Annotated in this window: 20 protein-coding genes; 1 reads left to right on the forward strand and 19 read right to left on the reverse strand. The window is 42.0% G+C overall.

Annotated elements, in window-relative coordinates:
* Positions 1–46: 46 nt before the first annotated feature.
* Both JET16_RS24900 and JET16_RS24905 read right to left on the reverse strand, forming a co-directional pair.
* On the reverse strand, positions 47–1060 hold the full coding sequence (locus JET16_RS24900) for a sugar phosphate nucleotidyltransferase (protein WP_199621665.1): 1014 nt from the start codon (positions 1058–1060) through the stop codon (positions 47–49).
* 28 nt (positions 1061–1088) lie between these two features.
* Complete coding sequence (locus tag JET16_RS24905) at positions 1089–2015, reverse strand: NAD-dependent epimerase/dehydratase family protein (RefSeq protein ID WP_199621668.1); 927 nt, start codon at positions 2013–2015, stop codon at positions 1089–1091.
* 244 nt (positions 2016–2259) lie between these two features.
* Between JET16_RS24905 and JET16_RS24910 the strand changes: the two genes are divergently transcribed.
* Entirely contained in the window at positions 2260–3471 is a 1212-nt protein-coding gene (locus tag JET16_RS24910; protein WP_199621671.1) for a glycosyltransferase family 4 protein, read from the forward strand.
* A gap of 38 nt (positions 3472–3509) precedes the next feature.
* Here JET16_RS24910 and JET16_RS24915 read toward each other — a convergent pair whose 3' ends face one another.
* The 17 genes from JET16_RS24915 to JET16_RS24995 form a co-directional block, all read right to left on the reverse strand.
* Complete coding sequence (locus tag JET16_RS24915) at positions 3510–4301, reverse strand: carboxypeptidase-like regulatory domain-containing protein (RefSeq protein WP_199621674.1); 792 nt, start codon at positions 4299–4301, stop codon at positions 3510–3512.
* 12 nt (positions 4302–4313) lie between these two features.
* On the reverse strand, positions 4314–5753 hold the full coding sequence (locus JET16_RS24920) for a glycosyltransferase family 4 protein (RefSeq protein WP_199621677.1): 1440 nt from the start codon (positions 5751–5753) through the stop codon (positions 4314–4316).
* Between the two features lie 4 nt (positions 5754–5757).
* Positions 5758–6813 carry a glycosyltransferase family 4 protein gene (locus JET16_RS24925; protein ID WP_199621680.1) on the reverse strand — a complete coding sequence of 352 codons (1056 nt, stop codon included), beginning with the start codon at positions 6811–6813 and terminating at the stop codon, positions 5758–5760.
* Positions 6810–7823: a glycosyltransferase family 2 protein gene (locus JET16_RS24930; protein ID WP_199621683.1), complete on the reverse strand. Its 1014-nt coding sequence runs from the start codon at positions 7821–7823 to the stop codon at positions 6810–6812. Before JET16_RS24930 ends, JET16_RS24925 begins: the two co-directional genes overlap by 4 nt.
* Positions 7816–9810, reverse strand: coding sequence for a glycosyltransferase (locus JET16_RS24935; RefSeq protein ID WP_199621686.1), 1995 nt, complete (start codon positions 9808–9810; stop codon positions 7816–7818). Before JET16_RS24935 ends, JET16_RS24930 begins: the two co-directional genes overlap by 8 nt.
* A 173-nt stretch (positions 9811–9983) precedes the next feature.
* A complete protein-coding gene (locus JET16_RS24940; RefSeq protein WP_199621689.1) occupies positions 9984–10577 on the reverse strand; it encodes a class I SAM-dependent methyltransferase in 594 nt (197 codons plus the stop codon).
* A gap of 623 nt (positions 10578–11200) precedes the next feature.
* Positions 11201–12094, reverse strand: a complete 894-nt coding sequence (locus JET16_RS24945) for an NAD-dependent epimerase/dehydratase family protein (RefSeq protein WP_199621692.1) — start codon at positions 12092–12094, stop codon at positions 11201–11203.
* A 42-nt stretch (positions 12095–12136) separates the two neighbouring features.
* Positions 12137–12727, reverse strand: a complete 591-nt coding sequence (locus JET16_RS24950; RefSeq protein WP_199621694.1) for an FkbM family methyltransferase — start codon at positions 12725–12727, stop codon at positions 12137–12139.
* 43 nt (positions 12728–12770) lie between these two features.
* The gene (gene rfbF, locus JET16_RS24955; RefSeq protein ID WP_199621696.1) at positions 12771–13541 is read right to left on the reverse strand and encodes a glucose-1-phosphate cytidylyltransferase; all 771 of its coding nucleotides are present in this window, start codon (positions 13539–13541) and stop codon (positions 12771–12773) included.
* A gap of 2 nt (positions 13542–13543) precedes the next feature.
* Positions 13544–14671 (reverse strand): CDP-glucose 4,6-dehydratase, encoded by a 1128-nt coding sequence (gene rfbG, locus JET16_RS24960; protein WP_199621698.1) that lies wholly within the window; start codon positions 14669–14671, stop codon positions 13544–13546.
* 251 nt (positions 14672–14922) lie between these two features.
* The gene (locus JET16_RS24965) at positions 14923–15786 is read right to left on the reverse strand and encodes a hypothetical protein (protein ID WP_199621700.1); all 864 of its coding nucleotides are present in this window, start codon (positions 15784–15786) and stop codon (positions 14923–14925) included.
* A gap of 228 nt (positions 15787–16014) precedes the next feature.
* Positions 16015–17253 carry a glycosyltransferase family 4 protein gene (locus JET16_RS24970; protein WP_199621702.1) on the reverse strand — a complete coding sequence of 413 codons (1239 nt, stop codon included), beginning with the start codon at positions 17251–17253 and terminating at the stop codon, positions 16015–16017.
* Complete coding sequence (locus tag JET16_RS24975) at positions 17244–18149, reverse strand: glycosyltransferase family 2 protein (protein ID WP_199621704.1); 906 nt, start codon at positions 18147–18149, stop codon at positions 17244–17246. Before JET16_RS24975 ends, JET16_RS24970 begins: the two co-directional genes overlap by 10 nt.
* A gap of 77 nt (positions 18150–18226) precedes the next feature.
* Positions 18227–19354 carry a glycosyltransferase family 4 protein gene (locus tag JET16_RS24980; RefSeq protein ID WP_199621707.1) on the reverse strand — a complete coding sequence of 376 codons (1128 nt, stop codon included), beginning with the start codon at positions 19352–19354 and terminating at the stop codon, positions 18227–18229.
* A 47-nt stretch (positions 19355–19401) separates the two neighbouring features.
* A complete protein-coding gene (locus JET16_RS24985) occupies positions 19402–20334 on the reverse strand; it encodes a GDP-L-fucose synthase family protein (RefSeq protein ID WP_199621710.1) in 933 nt (310 codons plus the stop codon).
* A gap of 84 nt (positions 20335–20418) precedes the next feature.
* Positions 20419–20889, reverse strand: a complete 471-nt coding sequence (locus tag JET16_RS24990; RefSeq protein ID WP_199621713.1) for a DUF4214 domain-containing protein — start codon at positions 20887–20889, stop codon at positions 20419–20421.
* Positions 20890–20908: 19 nt separating this feature from the next.
* Positions 20909–21625: a sulfotransferase family protein gene (locus tag JET16_RS24995; RefSeq protein ID WP_199621715.1), complete on the reverse strand. Its 717-nt coding sequence runs from the start codon at positions 21623–21625 to the stop codon at positions 20909–20911.
* Positions 21626–21633: the final 8 nt, after the last annotated feature.

The following is a 21633-nucleotide window of genomic DNA, read 5'->3' on the forward strand; positions in this document are numbered from 1 at the left end:
TCATCTTGTACGTACAAATTATTGGCCGGTTGAAATTTGTATTGGATTATTCATGTTCAATGTCATTGTACAACTCCTTGATTTTGGAGCTGGCCTTTTTATCGGATATTAGAATCCCATGTCTGCTTACGGCTACGATGATGTTCGACACATCCATAACCGCCACTGGTATGTCCAGCTCATTGATGACATGCGTGTTTTCGGAATTTTCGCTGATAACGCCTTTTCCTGTCAAAGGCTCCAGCTCCTCCGTAAGCGTCCTCCACGTACCCAAGTCCTTCCAGCTGCCATTATACGGCGAAACGATCAGATGACCGGCTTTCTCAACAACTTCATGGTCGAAGCTGTTTTTAGGCAAACTGGAGTATACGTCAAGCATCTCCTCGTACTCGATGGGGAAACCCTTTTTTTCCAATGTAGTAAGCATGAAGCCAAGCTTGAACGCAAACACCCCGCAATTCCAGAGCGCGTGTTCTTCAATCAGCTTCTTGGCATCGGCTTCCTTCGGCTTCTCGACAAACCGGTTTACTTTCCGATATCTATTTGCCGCCGCCGATCCGTGCGCATCAGCCGGTTCAGGCACAATATATCCGTATTTTTCGGAAGGGTAGGAAGGGGTTACACCCATCAGTACGATATCCGCGCCCGAATCCGCAACGATTCCGTCCAGTTGTTTGATATGACCGAAAAATGTTTCTTCCACATACGGATCGACCGGACAGAAACAAACCGTTTCGTTAGCATCGGTGCCGGCTATCGAATGCAAATACGTGCATGCAAGCGCGACAGCGGCGAAAGTGTCGCGCCGCTCCGGTTCGATGATGACGGGAGCGGAATCTCCCAGCTGGCTTCGGATCATGTCCACTTGCGTTTCGCAAGTGGTTACGAATGTCGAACCGGCAAGATTTGCGGATATTAGTTGATTCCAGACTCTCTGCACCATCGACTCTCGTTCATTCCGCCGGTTCCTCAAAATCTTCAGGAACTGTTTCGATCGCGGGTTTTTAGACAATGGCCATAATCGTTTTCCGGCTCCGCCGGAAAGCAGCATCAATTTCATGCGGTAACACCCTTTCATAGCACGTTTCTCAATATTCCGGTGCGGCGGCGGTCGCTTTCTTAATTCCTTCCTCCAAGGAAACCTTAGCCCTCCAACCCGGGAGGTTTTTCCCCTTGGTCCAGGGAACAATGATTTCGCGGGATAGGTATGACTGCGCTCCCCATTGAACGGTTAAGCGGCATCCTGTAACGTTCTCGAATACTTCAACCAGGTCCTTCAGGCGAATCGGATTTTGGGACGAGACGGAATACACCTCGTCTTTGACTTCCTGTCTCGTGAACAACCTTACCGCAGCCAATTCATACGCATCCGCGATGTCGTCAATGTAAACCATGTCGACCAATTGTTCGCCGAGCGTCATCGCGACTGGTTTTTGCTCGCTGGCCGCTTTTTGCAATATAGGAATAATGGCGGGTCTCGAATCTCCCGGACCGTATATATCATGAAGCTCCAAAGTAATAGCCTGGAGCGCAGTCGTTTCCGTGTAAAACGTGAGAATATCTTTGAACGCTTGTTTTGTGGCATCGTATAGACTTGCCGGGCTGTAGAATACATTGTCATAATGCTGCGAGAAGGTTCCGGTGTTGATGAAGCGGTGCACGCCTGTCGCAATCATAGCCTCGACAAGCTGGGTTCCGAAAACGATGTTGCTGTGCAGCATGGGTACAATATGTGCAGGTGTATGAGGGATCGGGGCGAAGGATGCGAGATGGAATACGACGTCGGGAGCAGCTTGCTCCATAATGGCGAACATGCTTTCCGTCGAACCGTCATGCCTGTGGACTGTTATTGAATCGCGAGCCTGATGAAGCATTGTGAGATTCGAGCCGTTCCTTGCTATCACATGCACCTTCCATCCGTTCGCCGAAAGCCGTCTGGCCAGATGCGAGCCGACATACCCGGTCGCCCCGGAAACAAGTGCTGTAAGAGATGAAGATTTGCCGTTGTTTATCATCCATTGCCACCTCTATCCGTATTTGAAGTTTACTAGTATTCCGGATATGAATATATTATTCTAGCTTCTTGAGGCTTGACCCGGCGAAATACCTGATTTCATATAGCTATTAATAGATTCCGCAATTTCCGCTCCTTCATCCGTTACCGGTAACACAGGCAAAACATAAAATGTACTAGATAAAGTTCCATTATGAAAATAGAATCGGCCAAAACAGAATAATCGCACTTGTGGAGGAATGTATATGAAAATATTGTTGGCCACCTATTGGTATTTGCCGCATGTGGGAGGAGTCCATTCCTATTTGCAGCTATTGAAGCAAAGGTTGGAGGCTCGTGGCCATCAGGTCGACATTCTTGGCCATCATCCGGACAACAATCATGTATACTTGCTTACCGGCAATCGAATGATCGAGAAAGCCCCAATCCTCTACCCGCTGCACGACATGTTGATGGATTACTTCAACGAGGAACATCCCGAATTGGATGACTGGACCCGCTACCGTTATATTGAACGGCAAGTTTATGAGATGGCTTCCGCCTTAATCGGTATCAATCAATACGACATCATCCACACTCAGGACGTCATATCGACGAGAGCCTTTGCACGCATTGCTCCTGCCACTGCCGCTCGCGTCGCAACCATACACGGATTATTATTCGATGAATTCATGACTACCGGAGAAATCGATCGTCACGAATCGTTACGCTGGAAATATTGTTTTGTGGAAGAATATTTGGGAGCTTCGTCCGCGCACACCACCATCGTCCCTACTGAGTGGCTTCGCAGAGAATATGTGAACCGCTTTTTCGTGCCGGAAGAGCAGTTCGCCGTTATTCCCTACGGATTGGACATTGAACGGATCGCTCAACAGACGGATGCTTTAGAACGAAGCCCGCGGCCGGACGGAAAGCTGGTCATTATCTGCCCGGGACGATTGCAACCGTATAAAGGGCAAAAGTATCTGATAGAAGCGCTGGCAAAGCTCGCAAAAGTGCGGGATGACTTTATTTGCCAGTTTGCCGGGGAAGGAGTCGAAAGAGCGGGATTAGAGTTAATGGCGCAGCATTTGAATCTGCAGGATCACATTCAGTTCCTTGGAAACAGAGACGATATTTATGCCTTGCTTAGAGCTGCGGATCTGTTCGTTCTGCCGTCACTGGTTGAGAATCATTCTATAGCAATAATGGAGGCGCAAATTATCGGACTGCCGGTCATCTCGACAAATACCGGCGGAAACGGTGAATTGGTCAGCCATCTGCAGACGGGGGTGTTGGTGGAACCGCGAAACAGCGACGATCTGTTCCAAGCGATGTTAATGCTCATGAACGACGAGAAGCTTCGAAACAAGCTTTCCGCCAACGGTAAAAGGTGGGGAAGGAAATATTGGCATCCGGATCATATGATTGACCGGACGCTGGAAATATATGAGCGAGTAATTGAAAAAAATAAATGAGGTGCGCTCAGGCACCTCATTCTTCCTGGGCGGGGGCTTTATGGCAGCGGCAGCATCGGAATGTTTATCTTCATCCCGCTCCCGTCAATTCGGACAGGTACTTTCTGCTCCCCGTATTCGTCCGATTTCCCCGCAAGCACATATTGGCCGGAAACGACACCGGCAAATTCATATTGACCCGTTCCATGGACAGAGGTTTCCGCTATAAGCTGCTTGTTCAAGCCGAAAAGTCGGACGGACGCGTTGCGCACCGGCGCACCTGAAAATTTATCGTACAAAATTCCGCGTACATAGGACGATTCGGGAGGTTGCATATTCTTCCACCATTGCGCTTGTTTCAGCGAGTCCAGCATCACCTTATCAGGAACTTTATAGCTGTCGTCAAGCAAAAATGCGATTTGATCCCATATTTCATCGTCAAGAAAGTAGACCTCTCGGGACGGTTTAAACTCGAACAAGCGGGTATAAGGCTCCATTAAATCAGGCAGTCCTGGAATAACTACATCATCCAACAGAAACGATAATTCCCTCGGGTCTTCGTTGATGCCTTTTTCCTTTGGAACAAACACATCGCTTGAGACAATCTCAAGTTTCCCTCTGATCGTCGGCGGAATCATCAAAGTAATGGAAAATTCTCCGAAGGGATTGATTTCTTCGTGGATCAATTTTTCGTTTACATAAAAAAATATCGTTAGTTTTTCCGGGAATTCGTAGTGGCGGCCTCGAATCGTCAAGGGAGACTCGGTTTTGATATGTCTTAGCGGCATCACAAATCGTCTGGAAATCCATCCGTCCTGATGACGGCTTGTAAACTCCCATTTTGTCAACATAATCCCCTCCTATCAAGTATCGATCAAAGATTTGATGGAAATATTGTCCGGAATCGAATAGGTTAGAGGAAGATTGCCGGTAATGCCATACCATGGCCCGCTATCGACTACTCTATCCGAGTGAAATCGAAACAAGCTGGAAATCCGGTTGAGTTGAACTCCCTCATTATTCGTTAATCCGTACCGGCCCTTGATTAACGGTTCTGATACTGTACTTCTTTTGGATACCTTCATTGCAGCAATCCCATTGTTATATATATTCATGATATGTTTAAACAAGTTTGTATCGGACCAGATCTTCATTCCTATTTTCAGAGCATTCGCTGCCAGCTGTTGACTCAACTTCGGGTTGTTCATGAGCTCTAGCAAACGATCGGCAAGCTGAACAGCATTTTGTTTTTCGAATAGCAACCCTGTTTCTCCATGCTTCAACATCTCGGGTATTCCCCCGACATCGGATGCAACTATCGCAGTTCCTGTTACTTGAGCTTCCATAATCGCAAACGGATGATTATCCTGTAAAGACGGGAGAACCAAGACATTCGCTCGTTTCAGAAGCGCAGGTATATCCAACCGATCACCCAAGAAAACAATATGTTTTTCCAAATTCAACTCATTTCTGTATTTTTCGAGATCATTTTTAAATTCATGATTGATACTGCCTCCAGCAAACCAGCATATGAAGTCATCCCGCTTTTCTTTGACAACTCCAAGAGCTTCTATTAACGTTTTATGACCCTTTACCTTGTCAATTCTCGCCAAACAGAGAATGATGAATTTCTCAACCGGAGCTTCAAGTTCAGGACTAGGCTCATCGTTCATCCTATTTAGAAAGCTAGTGACATTCATTCCGTAAGGGACTATCTTAAGTCTGTAGAAAGGGATTTGAAAATTCTCATGAAGCTCGTATTTCAACCATTTTGTAGGCACGATTGTGCGATGCGGCGATAACGATCCATAATACTCTTGTTGTTTCATATAATTCCAAACACTTGCTTTGTCTGAGACCCATCCGTTATAGATGAGCTCCTTGGAATATAAACCATGAATTGAAGCAACAAGAAGCACGTGCTTTGGTTTTATTCGATAAAATGCACGCGCGGATATGATTTCTTGTGCATGAATGACGTCATAATGACTCAAATTAAATAATGCCGCCGCCAGTTCGTACGTATACCTTTCGATTTCCATAGTTACAATGCAGGGATCGGTGTTTGGAAAGTATCTTTCATAATAGCGCAATACTTCATCATGAATCACTCTCTTGATATCGGTTTTATCAATGTATTTCTCAGTATTGACCATATATATCGATTGAAAGTTATTCGGATGATGGGCCAGTATATCCACTTCGTGACCTTGATCTTCAAGCACTGTTTTCAAGATATTCATATATGTGTTTATTCCTGTCGCTTTTGGAATTTCAAAATAAGTCGCTAGCAATATCCTCAAGATGTTACCTCCTTCCGTTCCCGAGTAATCGATCAATCACGCAATCCCAGTTCAGATCGATACTCTTGATCAAGCTCATTCCGTTCATCCCCATCGATTCCGCCTTTGGCTTATTTTCATATAAATAATCGAGTTTTTCTGCTACAACCTGAGGATCGGACTCCAACACAAACCCATTTTCACCATCCCTCACAAATTCAAGCGGCCCCCCGGAGTCAATAAGCGTGATCACAGGCTTACCAGCGAGGAACGCTTCCAACGTCACATAACCGTAATCCTCTTGAAACGGCCCATAATAAACGGCTAATGCATTCGCATATAAGCTTATTTTCTGCGTTTCGGGAACCCAGCCCAACAAATGCACTCTGTCGGACAACCCATGAGTTTCGACTAAAATTGCGATTTGTTCGATATATTCCTTTTTCCCGGTTCCTGCAAGCAGCACTTTCACAGGGGTTTTGGTATAACGCAAAGACTCGATCAAAATTTGTTGCCGCTTTAATTGTTCCAATCTGGAGGGGCAAAAAATATAGTCTCCGGTCTCCGCATGATGGAAGCGTTCCTTTCCAAATGGAGGATGATATAGAGGCGTCGAATCGATCCCATTGTATTTTTTCAACCTTCCCGAGACCGTCTTTGAAATTGTATAGACCTTTCTGCACTCGGGAATGTATTTCGAGTCATCGTTCATGATCAATTTCCGTAAACGGCCGCCATTCTTCAGCGTATCCATCCCATGAAATCCGGTCCCCCATAATTCGTAAGCTTCCCGATGCTGATGCAGCAGCCACAGCACTTTATTTTCATGATTTGCGTAATACATCGGAAATTTTAAGGCAATCACCAGTTCAATTCGCTTCCCCTTGGATTCTGATAATTCAACCATTTTTGCCATTCGAATGCTGTTCGTCAAACTTTCAGCGGTGTTCCATTTAAACGGTATGGTCACAATATCCGGTTCATGGCCTCTCTCGATCAGCTGGTTTTTCAAATTTTCCGCTAGAAATTCAGCGCCTCCGTATTCGAACGGAACCCGGACAGTGGCGATTGCGATTCTCATCCCGGATTCCTCTCCAAGGAAAACAATTTCCGGATAAAATATGGTATTCTTCTATGTCTTCGACCGAAATAGGCGCCTAATTTCCGATAGAAATTGAACCACCAGCGAAAATATACCCAGTATATTTTTTTCCGCAACGGATCGTCCGTTTCTTTGAAAATGTAGCGTGCATCATTTACCGTCATTGCCAAACATTCAGGAATCAATGTCAGCAGCGATACTTCTTCTTTATAACCGAATGCCATTTCCATGCCCCGCAATTCATCAAAGAATCGTCTGAAGTATTGTATCATCGAAGGGTAATGATGGGAGTGGATGACCGCCGCTTTTGGCGCGTACACCTTTTTCCATCCGTTGACGATGATGTCTCTCCCGATCAGTTGATCCTCTGTGTACAGTGCCTCTCTGAATTTGATCTTTTGCCAAACCTCTTTCTTCAATGCGGAATTGACATTCGAGTTAAAACCGTACCAATACGGCTTTTCACGAAATTTTTCCCATCCGTCAGGCGTATTTTCTAAATATTGTACAAGGGGGGCGTCTGTTTTGGAGAAAGCTTCAAAATGTTGTACCAAGTGCCTTCTTGTGATCGGGTCGCATTCAGGTCTCGCAATTTGTTTCCCGTATACGCAGCCGACCATGGGATCGAGTTGAAAACCTTCGATCAATTCCTCCAACCAACAATCATCCGCAGGTGTGGCATCCTGTGTAATATATACAAGGTATTGCCCCTGTGCCAATTCCGCTCCAAAATTCCGCGTTTTACCGTGGCCGAATTGTTTCTTATCAATATGATACAGCCGTACGGGATATTGTTTGATCACCTCAACCGTTCCATCTGTTGAGCCAGAATCAATGACAATCATTTCATAGGAAAAGCTTGTTTTTTGACTGAATACTGCATGCAGCACTTCTCCGATATACGTTATGCCGTTGTAGGTCGGCAGAATAATGGATACATCCGCCGCTTTGATAAAAGACACCCCCTTTTTGCACAATTCGTCAGTCACTCGGGAACTCTTTCAACTGCAGAATCTGTTGCTGAAACACTTTGGAATTATATTCTTTTTCGACAAATTTTAGCCCATTTCTTCTAAGCCGCTGCCAAGTTGTTTTGTCCGTGTAGCATCTTATGATTTTTTCCGCCATATCCCGCGGATCGTTGCCAACGAGTACCGTTTCCTCGTCCAATCCCAATTGCTCGGCTATTAATGGGGTCACAACGGAGGGTACCCCATGAGACATACATTCCAACAGCTTTAACGGAATTCCGGAAGCGTATCGTGTCGGCACAACAAATACTCTGCAATCATTATAATAATTCCATAGATCCGGAACGATTCCGGTCACATTGATATGATCCGTTGCCAATGATTTAACCGACTCCAGCATATTTATTCCGACAATCCACAGCTTTATCCCTAATTCTTTGAAAACCAACGGATAGACTTCTCTCGTAAAATAAATCGCCGCATCCTCATTGGGGGAATTTGGAGTAAAGCTTCCGACATACAGCAAATCCCGACGACGTTCGAATGTTTTGGGAGTGGATCGAACCCCCAGATGGTGACTTACAATATTGACGTTCTGTATTCCATAGCTTTCAATAAACCTTTTTTCCCGTTCGGATACGGTAACGACCTTGTCAGCCTGTTTCATCAAATCGATCTCTTGCCGAATCATGTCTTGTACAGTTTGTTCCGGAAGCGGATTGCCGATAATTTCCTGTTTCAGGATGTCCCTGTAAGAAAATACCGCTTCCGCATCATAAATAATTTTTTGGTTGATAGTCGTGTTCTTTACAATATGCGCAGCTTCCCTGATATTGTGCAACCGGCTAATCATAACCAAATCGTAATAATTGTTTCGTTCCGACAGGTGCTTGTGTAAATTCAATTTTTCATTGTCTACGCTGTACAGCACCTCAATCCCTTGTTGTTGCAAGAGATAAGTATACGGTTCTGCTTTCTCCGGAAATTGCAGAGGAAATAACGTAACGGCACAACCGGACTTGGCCAGCCCTTCCAATAACTTGAAACTTCTCGGATAGCCGCAACCCATTTGCGGAATCGGAATCCGGTCATCAATAACGAGGATTTTGCATACTTCCTGGCGTCTTGGTACTCTAGCTTGAATGCCCGAAGAGGGCGAGTTAAAATCATTCATGCGGTTTTCCCACCGCCTAAAAAATAACTCTCTATTTCTGTTCTGATAGGTAAGAGCTTCAATTACCGAACTGCTTCCGAATTCATAGTGAATGACAACCGCTGCAGGTTGATAAATCACTTTATAGCCCTGTTCACGTATTTTCATACTTAAATCGGTTTCTTCATAATAGCCCGGGTGATACATTTGATCAAACATGCCGACATTATAAAAAATCTCTTTATTGACCAGTAAACAAGCGCCGGAACAATAATCCGCTTCCCTCCGATATGAAAATTCCGGTTTAAACGGATCATCTCCTCTTCCGTATCCGATGGATGTACCATCGTTCCAGATTATGCTTCCGGCCTCCTGCAATTTCCCGTCGGGATAGATCAACTTCCCTCCGACTGCCGCGCAATTTGCCGTATTTTCAGCGGTATGTTTGAGTATCGACAACAGAGAGGGAGTAATCTGGGTATCATTATTTAAAAACAACAGCCATTTCCCGCGAGCAAGTTCTGCTCCTTGGTTGCAGCCTTCTAAGTAACCTGAATTTTCATTGTTCCGCACGATTACGGCATTTTGTATTTTCGAAAGCAAGCTGGATGTTTCATCGGCTGACGCGTTATCCACTATAATTATTTCATATGGAACATCCGCATATGCTTTGATAGTTTCAAGACACAGCAACGTATATTCCGCTTTATTATAAAGCACCAATATGATGGAGACGTCGGGCTTGTCAAATATAGGTAATCGAATCATTGCGGCATGATTTTGAAGAAATATGTTTAATTTTAATTTCATAAATGATTTCATTTGCTCATTTAGCCGTTCTCTGGTATCCATGATTCTCACCCCGTCGTACCTTTCTGTTGAATACCTTTATAGCATATGCAACTCCAACCACTAAGGCTTATACTAAATGAACAGTAGGAATAAAATAACGATAACAATGAAAAGAGGCCTAGTTGAAAAAAACTAAGCGTTAGAATTCATAAATAATTTATCAAAAAAACTTTTTATGCAAATTGAAAACATAAGCCGAATAAGCCGGGTTGGATAAGACAAATACGATTACCCTCTTTTATATTTAACTCATTAATTAATTTCGTCACACCAGGTACGTGGGAATTCCCATAATCGTGCCAACAAATAATGCCTCCTTTTCGTATTATTATTCGGGCTAAAAGAGTATCAAATAATACCCCCTCATAAGAATGATCACCATCGATTAAAATTAAATCTGCTGCAGGAAGATCTTCCGGTGATAAATCCCTTGAACCATTAGGTTTCAAAATAAGTTCAACCCGAGGATCATTCTTAACATATTCTCCGGCTATCGCAGGTATTTCCCCTTGCTGGAAAGGTAATGAAGTTCGAGCTCCAGGCAATAAATCTATTCCTATATATTTTTCAATCCAAGGACTATTCTCTAAGATACATTTTGCCGTTTCTCCACGCTGAATGCCTATTTCAATTACTGTTTTAGGATGGAAAGTCCGAGAGAATGCAACTAGCGGTTGTATATCGATCCCCATAAAGAAAGGAAGTTTACCCTCGATTTCGCCGCTCTCGAAAATTTGAAAAAAAAGTTCCCTTGCTATTATGCTCATAATATTATACCTCCATTTAATGTTTTTATTTCTACTATTGTTATTATCGCTACCTTCATAGTGTACTATCAATTGCCGACATACCTTCCGAAGTATAGTCGATGTCATTTATACTTCGGACTTTATTTGACGAACTTTCAAGATAATTGAGAGATAGTATTATAGTATTATAGTATTCGGAACATAGAGAGATTGAAATAATAACAATGCCTATTATTTGGAAAAGAAAATATAAAACAAACAATAGAGTAAATATCTAAGTAAAAGAAGTTAGGATGAATCTCGCCCAAGATTTCGCAAAACCCTTTTCGAACTTGCGTCCTATATACTAGTTACTATCCGATTCAAAAGGGAGATTCATTTCTATTCATGACATTAGGGGATATGGTAATGTATCACGGAATTTCTTAAGAGCGTTGGCTTGAAATTCGTCTTTTTGTATGTATTCGATTCGATTATCGTAAAGGATATGATTGTTGATCAACGCTTTCTGCAAAGAGTTTTCCGCTACAAAGTAAGCTTCGGAGAATAAGCCTAATTCCTTCTAAGGATATTGTTGTTTGAAGAAAGGAAAATGCTCCCGAACCTGTGGCGATGACTCTCGGGAGCATTTCCAACTTTCTTTAGCTTCCTTTAGCTATTTGTATAAGTGTTTCAATTCCGGCTTCAAGCCCCACCTTGCTTACCCAGCCCAAAGCAACTAATGGATCAATAACTGCTTGTGAAAACATGATTTCATTGTCCCGGTATGGAATCGCACCGAACTTGAGTAAAGTTCTGGATCGTGTTACTCGATGTATAAGTTCCACTAAATCGCGAATTGATGTCGACACGCCAGTGCCCACCTGGTACTCGTAAAACGAACTTGTTTGTTCAGGAGTCTTGTCAAGCAGCACTAGATAGGCAGAGATCGCATCGTCCAAATATATGAAATCACGTTTTTGCTCGCCGGGCGACAATAATAGTTCCGGCTCGTTATTCAAGCAACTATTAATTACTTTGGGAATGAATTTTTGCTCTGAATCTAAAGGTCCATACAGGTGTTCAAGCTTCATGTTAATAAACCGAATGCCTTTCGTTTCGGAAAAGTACCTCCCCCATTCAAGGAAATGTTTTTTACTTAAATGGTAGCCCGGCAAGTAATTGGATATTAAGGAACCGGTATTGGAAAAAGTATCGGTATTGAAAAAGGTCTTTGTTCCATAGGCAACAGCCGTTTCCAGCAATTGAAGAGGAAATGAGATGTTGGCAGCCGCTATTTCCGCCATACTCTCGTTATCACGTCCGTAGCAAGTTGCCGTATGGATGACGGCATGAATTTCTCCGATCTCTTGGAATGGTACATCGATGCCGGTTTTGTCAAGATTATAAACACAGAGGTATGGTAAAACTTGTGCAATCCTCCTGCAGTTCGAGGAGCTTCGTTTAAAGATAATAACGTGATGACCTTCCTTTACTAACTCTTTCACCATATGACTTCCCAGAAAACCTGTCGCGCCGGTTACCAGTACATTCATATAAATTTCACCTTTCGAACCAATCCGATTCGAGTGCAGAACCTATATCCAGTTCAAATCAATATTATGAATTCCTTTGTCCTGAATTTTTCTTTTAATGTTGTCAAGTTTTTGCTGCGAGTCTGGAATGAGCCACTCATGGGTCTCCACAACGATTTTATCGATAATGTTATACATATCCAGATCGATTATTTTTTCCAGAAGCTCAAATTCCGCCCCTTCAATGTCAATTTTTAACAGTTTTATTCTACTCTTAAGATGACTGATAAATTCAGTTAAATCTATCACTTCAATATCAACGTAAAGATTAGGATCTATTATTGGGTTGTTACCAAAAATCGAGGAGGCATAGGCATGACTTATTGGATCAGTATCTGATCCAGGATACAGATATAAACGCATTTTCCCGTTTCTGTCCCAGACCCCTTGGTTTCTGCAATATACTTTTGGATTATCAAAAAATCTAATCCTCAAAAAATCAAACATATGCGGATTGGGTTCAAAAGCATAAACCGTTGCACCCCGCTCTGCCATTCTTAAAGTGACCCACCCCGTATTTGCACCACAATCGATGGCAATGTCTCCGGGGTGAAGATTTTCATACACTTCTTTACTTTCTGGAGTAAGCTTCATCTCAAGCGAGCCTCCCATACCTAGTATTTTATTTTCACAATTATCATTTTTTCCATTCCGCTTTCCCGGAATTCCATAGCTCCTCCAGATATTTCTTATCGCGTAACGTATCCATTGGTTGCCAGAAGCCGGTATGTTTGTACGCCATCAGTTGATCGTCGCCAGCCAGTCGTTCTAACGGCTCTTTTTCCAATTCGGTTTGCTCACCGTCAATATAGTTGAACACTTCTGGCTCCATCACGAAGAAACCGGCATTAATCCAACCGCCATCTCCTTTAGGTTTTTCCTGAAACCCGGTAACCTTGTTATCACCAGAAATTTTTAATGAGCCAAATCTGCCTGGTGGCTGGGTTGTCGTCACCGTCGAGAATTTTCCATGGGAACGATGGAAGGCTATCAGTTCCTGAATGTTGATGCTGGATACCCCATCGCCGTACGTAAGCATAAACGGTTCCTTTCCTATAAACGGCTGTATCCGTTTTATTCTTCCTCCCGTCATCGTGTCTATTCCAGTATCCACTAGAGTAACCTTCCACGGTTCTGCGCAACGATTATGGATGATCATCCTGTTATTATCCCGAAAATCAAATGTCACATCGGATTGATACAGGAAATAATGGGCAAAGTATTCTTTGATCAAATACCCTTTATAACCCAGGCAAATAATGAAATCGTTATACCCGTAATAGGAGTATATGGACATAATGTGGCAAATCATCGGTTTATCACCGATCTCGATTAACGGTTTCGGCCTCAGATGCGACTCTTCACTGATCCGGGTTCCATACCCTCCTGCAAGAATCACAACCTTCATTCTCAATTCCACCTCCTCTCACTATTCTCGTTCATTGAGCAATTTACTCCTGCAAGGTAGTATTGTTCGATTTGAGCTAAACAGAACGCCCGAACATCCTCTCTTTTTCGAAATACCTGGATCCATTCAATAATTCGATCCAATGTTTGATCGATATCCCATGTTGGCCGCCAGCCGAGCTCACTTTTTGCTTTTGAACAATCTAACTTCAAATAATGAGCCTCATGCCTACTCTGCTCCGATGCGATCTCGTATGCCGCATTTTCACCCCATTTCTCGCACAGCCTTCGAACAATCCACTCGACCGACTTCGCATCATCATCGTTTGGACCAAAGTTCCAGCTCTGCGAAAATCGTCTCCCGTCCTCATAAAGTTTTTGAGCGAGCAAAAGGTACCCTCCCAACGGTTCAAGGACGTGCTGCCAAGGTCGGATCGAGCCCGGATTGCGAATTATTAATTTCTCACCCCGGAGCAATGCCCGGATGAAATCGGGAACCAGACGATCAGCCGCCCAATCTCCTCCACCGATTACGTTTCCTGCTCGGGCAGTTGCGAGTCCCACTCCATGTTTGTAGAATTCATTCGTGTGAAAGTAGGAATTGCGATAGGCCGCCATCACCAATTCCGAGCACGCCTTGCTGCTGGAATAGGGATCGTATCCACCCAATTCGTCCTGCTCGCGATAGCCCCATACCCATTCTTTATTTTCGTAACATTTATCGGAAGTTACGTTTATGACGGCCTTGATTGGTATTCCATTCGATACCGCATTACGAACCGCTTCCAGAAGATGAACTGTGCCCATTACATTGATTTCATAAGATTCTACCGGCATCTGATAAGAGACCCTTACCAGCGGCTGTGCAGCCATGTGTATCACGATATCTGGTTGGGCGTCTATCAAAGCCTGTTGCAGTTTCTCTTTTGATCGGACATCTCCTAAGACGGAGTGCACAATGGAATCAATCTGGCATAGTTCATAGAGACTGGGTTTCGTAGGAGACGGCAAGGAATAGCCTGTAACATCCGCTCCCAAAGAAACAAGAAACAGACAGAGCCAAGAACCTTTAAAACCGGTATGTCCTGTAATGAATATTTTTTTATTTTCCCAGAACGATTTCATAATCATGTTCCAGATGCTCCATTAGACGGTTTCGCTTGACTTGTATTCAATTCATCTTCACTCCCCCGCCACATAGTATTTTGAGTACTTAACATCGCCTCTGCCGTCCGTCCGGGCGCCCGGAATGCCATCGGATGAAATTTCTGTCCGATTTCTATTGGCATGAATCATTATATGAACTATCAGAAGCAGATGATCTATCAATCAACGAAAATGGTCTACTCTCTCGATCATCCTGAATAAAATGCCAGAGTTAATTATAAGACAGGGAGCCACATGGATTTAGAGTAATCAAAATACAACCTTTCTCTTCCGAAACCAATAGTAGGAATAAAGAAATACTTCATGTACTTCTTTATTCCTTGTCCTTGAAAATGTAGGGAATTGACCTTTATAAAGTTGCACTTAAATTTACAGTAAAAGCCACCGTTATCAAAAAACACTTTTTTCTTGCCATCCAATTTTTCGATTTCGACGTAATCGGGCGGGATCCTTAACGGCTGATTAATGTTTCCGTCGAAAAAGGAATTGTTAAAAACTCCTCCATTCGTAACACTGATTGAAGTTTGGTCGCGAAATAACGCACACAAAACCATATCCGATACATGAGGTCGCCCTCCGTAAACCTGACCTATCTGATGTGTGTATTGTACTAGCTGCTTGAATAGCGCATTGTTTTCGAAATAGTTTGTAATTAGCGCACAAAAATTGTCGAGTGTGCAAAGGCCCACAATAGTTGTCCATGAAAATTCAAATGTAAACTGACTGAATTCCGGTTTGTTCACATCGGTATACAGCATTACATCTGAATCAATATAACAACATTTTTGTATCCCCTGTTTTCTCATATAATCTCGTAACACAAACCACCTTTGAAAACAAAACAGGTTGTATTCATATGAGTTGGAACTAGCATGCTGGTAGACTTTAGAAAATTCCTTGGCACTTTCCATGTAATCATCCAGCATCACATGGGTAGCCGTTCCCGAGCAGTACTTTTTATTAACGGCTTTACCTATCAAGATAATGTCTGAGTACGGATTACTTTGCTTCGCTTGTCGTAAACTGTATGTCAAATAATCGTCATCGCCCCGATGAATGAAAATAATAGGCATGTGCATCAGGATTCACCTTCGCTCTCTATTAAACTGATGGTTTTTCCTATCAAGATAACATCCGAGTTCGGGTTGCTAACCTTCGCTTGCCGTAAACTGTATGTGAAATACCCCTCGGATTTTTCTATCATCTCAATGTCTTATACCATCAGTATGTCCTCTATGACGAGAAGGAACGGTATTTGTCTAAGCGTAGCCGCCCGATGATTGGCGCGATGGCTCGAAAGACATCACTTAAGAAGAATTCTTACGGTTCTTCTGATTCCCTTTGGCCGTAACATTGGAATGTTCCAGTGGCCGTGCAGTGTAATCATTTGAAAACCATGGTTTATTTTCCATAACTTGATGATATATATCAAGAATTTGTTCTGTAGTGTTTTTCCAGGAAAATTTCCGAGATTGTTTTAAAGCTGCTGTTTTTAACGTTTCTCTAAGCCCAGGATGAGATAATAGCCTTGTCATCGCCTCAACTAAGCTGTCGACCTCACGAGGGTTTATAAATAACGCTCCTTCTCCTGCAATCTCAGGTAAACTGGATGTTCGACTGGTAACTACAGGCGCCCCACAACTTATCGCTTCTAGCACTGGAAGTCCAAAACCCTCAAAATGAGAAGGATAAATGAATGCATAGCAGGATGAATAAAGAACCGCCAACTCCTCGTCGGTTACATATCCTAAAAAACGTACTCTTTTCTCTAACCCTAAAATATTTACCATTCGATCAATGTCATTCTCCAGCCAGCCTCTATCGCCAGCAATATAAAGGTCTCTGGTTTCTCCTGCATTATGAACCAATTTTGCAAATGCTTCTAATAGTAAACGATAGTTTTTTCTCGGTTCAATAGTACCTACACCTAACCAAAATTCATTAGAAATCCCCAGCTTGTTTTTAATTTTTCTGATTTTATGTTGATTCAAAGAGATAGATAAACTTGGCCGACTCCCCAAATAAACAACCGAAACCCTTTCTTCAGGATAATAAGGGAAATACTTCAAGATGGAGTTTTTCGAAAAATTAGAAATTGTGATAATATGGTCTGCATAAATACTCGATTCAAATGCTCCGTCAAAACAAGTCAAACGATTCTCTTCCGTGGTAAAATCCGGATAGTCAAGGTACGTCGTGTCATAGATGGTTACAATTTTCTTCGCTTTTACATCATTTGGGCAACTATAATTGTTTGAGTGTACAATATCGGGAAAACCCAGAAGATGATCCCTTTGTATGTTGTTGTTGTTCCATAACTCGTTGGCCTGTTCCCAGGAAAGGTCATGAAATAACATCTGAACATTTTTTTGTTTACTTTGAAATGATTGCTTAAAATTTGGATGCCTATATCCGTAAAACACAGGGTACAACAAGTATTGATTTTCTTTATCGATCTCAATAAGATTAGTGATAATCTGATCGGCGAAAAAACCACATCCTGCCTTCTTCTCTGCAGTCTGGCTTATATCAAATCCTATTCGCAACGCTTAGACCTCCTTAATGACTTCCAGGATTCAACTACCCATCTTATCATTTTCAGAAGTTCTTTTAACGGAATACTCTTCTCGTGTTTGAAAAACAGTTTCACGGATTGTTTTACTAGATGTATCACGAAAGCACGGTTTTTTTTCGGAGTTTCTCGTGTAAACCCTGACTCCTCCGTAATCACGTGAGCCAGAGCATAAATCCATGTCGGGTAAACTTTCCCTAATTTCCTCTTTTGCATCTGAACAATTTCTTCATGCGCTAATCGGCGATCTTTAAGTGTTTTTGTTTCACTATGCAGGCGAGATCCGGCTAATTTTTGTTTTAAAAAAAAGAATGGATTGTACTTTCCAATCCGCAACCAAAATTCATAGTCCATACAATAATTTAATGTTTCATCCAGTAATCCGTATTTTTCTATCACTGATTTCCGAAAAAAAACAGCAGGCTGACAAATGAAGCAAACTTCTTTTAATCTCTCATAATTCCAATCCTCGGTATAATATGCTTCTAGGAACCTGTCATGTTCATCTATATGATCCGCTTCACCATAAATCACTTCAATTTCCGGATATTTATCGAACACTTCCAATACCGAGCGAATCGCATTGGGATAATACACATCATCCGAGTTTAACCAACCAATAATTTCGCCTCTCGACCGTTTCAGACCCTTGTTAACCGCATTGGCCTGGCCTCCATCTTTTTGCGATTCGTATGATATAGCTCCATCGAAACTTTTTAATATATTAATAGTACCGTCGGAACTCCCCCCGTCGAATACCAAATATTCGAGATTTTCAACTCCTTGTTTAAGCACACTGTTTATCGTTCTTCTGATAAATCTTTCCTGATTATAGGAGGGGGTTATAACAGTTATTTTATAGTTATCCATTATTGAACTCCTAACCATTAAAATGTGATATATTAACTTTCCAGTATCCTGTTCCGTATTTCCCGGGTATCACATATTCAGTTGCGTCGTTTGGCAACCTTTTCTAACACTTCGTAATACGAGTCTATCATTTTATCTCGATTAAAAATCTGAACTTGTTTAAACCCTTTTCCTACCATTACTATTTGCAAATCTCTATCATTTAGTATCTTTTCAATTGATTGCATGATTGAGTCTGGTTTCCGTGGATCAAAATATAAAGCAGCTTCTCCGGCTACTTCCGGAAGACTTGTCGTATTACTGCATAATACCGGTTTGCCAAAAGTCATGGCCTCAGCAATCGGTATTCCAAATCCTTCAAACAAACTTGGAAAAATAACAAATGATGCCCCTGACAAAACGACCGACAGCTCCGCGTCCGATAAATATCCTAGATAATGGACTCTATCTTGCAGCTTCATTTGACGTATAGCATCATTAATAACTGACTTTTCATTCCATAAACTACCAGTAAATACCAAATGTAATTTCAGGTCAGGAAACTTGTCAAGCAACATTGAAAAGGCAACTAACAACATACGATGATTTTTATGCGGCCAGAAATTAGCAGGATAAAATCCATACACCTTGTTAGCAAGTGAATGTCGCTTAAGTATCGACATAGCATGTTCAAGAGAATCAATATTGAATCTTTCTTGAATACCAATGTGAACAACATTGATTCTTTCACGGGAAATTTGAAACTTCTCAAGTATTGAATCTTTTGTGAATTTGGATATACAAATAACCGCATCCGCTTTTTCACACAGTTCTTGGTAAAACCGTTTACGATGACTAAGTTCCGACAACGTAAAAAACTGAGGATAATATTCGTGCTGAATATCATATATGATACTTACGGAGGGAATTCCGGGTTCAGCGTAAGTTATGGCACTCATCGGACAAAACAAGACATCGATATTATATTTCGATAACATCGATTTGGATCGATTTATTCTTATTGGAACCGAATCGACACAAATTCTCTTTATGCTGTGACTCTCAAATTGTGCAAAATACTCATGATTCCCACTTGCTGTTAATAGATAAAATCGATCCTTACGATTTTTGTTAAAAAGCCCCTTAAGAAGTTCCATGACGAAGTGATGGGCTCCCCCAACCACGCCATCCGATCTGATCGGAACTACATCGACTGCAACTCGCATCTTTTAACCCCCACCCGATTTAGAGTATCGCACTGGGTTCCTAACTGTTAATTAAACTGTGCTTTATACCAATCAATAGTTTTTTTTAATCCTTCGTCGAGGTTGGTTTTCGCATTAAAATCAAATTCTTCATATGCTTTTGTTGTATCGACACAACGTCTTGGTTGACCATCCGGTTTGCTTCGGTTCCAAATTATTTGACCGGTGAAACCTGTCATCTCCGCAATCTTGTGTACCAAATCTTTAATAGATATTTCCTTCCCTGTCCCCAAGTTCACGGGTTCGCTTTTATCATAAAGTTCAGTAGCCAATACTATCCCTTCGGCCGCATCTTCAACATATAAAAATTCCCGAGTTGCCTCTCCTGAACCCCAAACTTCAATAGTATTTTGCTTTTTATCTATTGCTAGCATACATTTCTTTATAATAGCCGGTATAACATGTGATGTTTTGGGATCAAAGTTATCTCGTGGACCATACAAATTTACGGGGAGTAAATTAATTGAATTAAAACCATATTGCTTTCGATAGGCAATCGATTGTACAATCATCATTTTTTTGGCAAGACCATATGGGGCATTGGTTTCTTCAGGATACCCCGTCCAGAGATCTTGCTCTTTAAACGGCACAGGGGTGAACTTTGGATAAGAGCAAATAGTACCGATGGAAACAAATTTTTTCACCTTAAACAGCCGCGATTGTTCAATCAATTGAGTACCCATAATCAAATTGTCATAAAAATACACACCTGGATTGTCCATGTTACCACCTATTCCTGCAACTACAGCCGCCAGATGGATAACGATATCCGGCCTGGTATTATTTAGCATTCCGACAATCCCTGGTAGTGTTCGCAAATCGTAATCAAAACTTCTTGGAACAAATACTTGTTTATATCCCCGCTCTTTTAGCTTGGCTACAACAAAGGATCCTAAAAATCCCGCTCCACCTGTTACTACAATTCTTAGGTCTGGATTCATTTGGTTGTCCCCTCCAATTCTCCATCTTGAATATCTTTATTAATTCTATGCACGAAAAGTATTCAATGTGATAGTTTGCTAACCCTATAGTCTTTCATCATAAGAAAAACGAGCTTGATCCAAGAGCCGCCTTGCTTCCTCTGAACCTACAAAAATAGTCAGCATTGCTAAACGCGTAGTACCGCTTTTTAAGAAGTTCAGATGATTTGCCACTTCTTCAGCGGATGGTTCCCTCAATAAAATTTGACGATATAACTCCCGGCAATAATGCTCCCCCGAAAGTTGAAGTAAGGCAAAGATCATTGCAGAGCAAGAGCCTTGTTTCATGTTATTGGTGCTCTTAACAAGATATTTTTGTCTAAACTCGTCGCTTTTCAAAACCTCACAAATGAACGCTTGCTTCGATAACTTACCATCATGCATCAATCTTGAGAAGTTTAAGTAACCTCCTGAATCAGGACGCCGATCCAACAACAGATTATAAATATCCCAAACAAAATACGGTATCGGTCTATGATATGAAGACTTGAGTAATTCCATAATACGTAACGTCATATGATTAACCCCTTCCTGCTTACCCTTCGAGATAGCCGGTTTCTTTGAATATATCGATTTTTCTAAGTTCAGCGCGTGTTAACGAAGCCAACGTTTTATCGAGTCTTTGCTGCACGTATTTATACAGAATCCGATCTTCATCTGTGATCATTTCAAGACGTTCAATGAGTTCTTCAGGTACAGCTTCTTTTGCGGGGCGTTTGAGATTCTTATTTGCATAGGGCAGCACACTTACATTTCTCCATCCATACCTCTTGCTCAGAAGGTAAATTGTTTCATGCAGCTTTTCCAATGTACCTATTATTGGAAAATATTTTTCGATATTTTTGATTGCCATATGCGATTTGGAATGATTGGCGATATACCTAGTCTGGTAATTCACTAGACGACATAAAGTGTCCGGGTGGGAAAGAAGAAACTCCCTCAATGACATAGAATGAATCTTCAGATGATTATTTGGGACTAAGAGTAAATAGTAAAAAAAAGATATAACCGCATCGACCGGATCTCTTAGGATCGAAGCATATTCACATCGACCATAAAAAGGCTTGTATAGAGGTAGATGTATATAAATACATCTGAAACTCTGATGTTGGGACGCACTGTGCCACTTTTCATACTGTTCGAGGGTATAAACTTGTTTCATACTCTCCTGATATTGATTCATTAAAATGATGCGCATACCTGTTCCCGCTGTTTTAGGAACATGCAAATATACCAACGTTGTATCTTTCATACTCCCAC

The sequence above is a fragment of the Paenibacillus alkalitolerans genome, from assembly GCF_016482785.1.
Lineage (GTDB): Bacteria > Bacillota > Bacilli > Paenibacillales > YIM-B00363 > Paenibacillus_AE > Paenibacillus_AE alkalitolerans.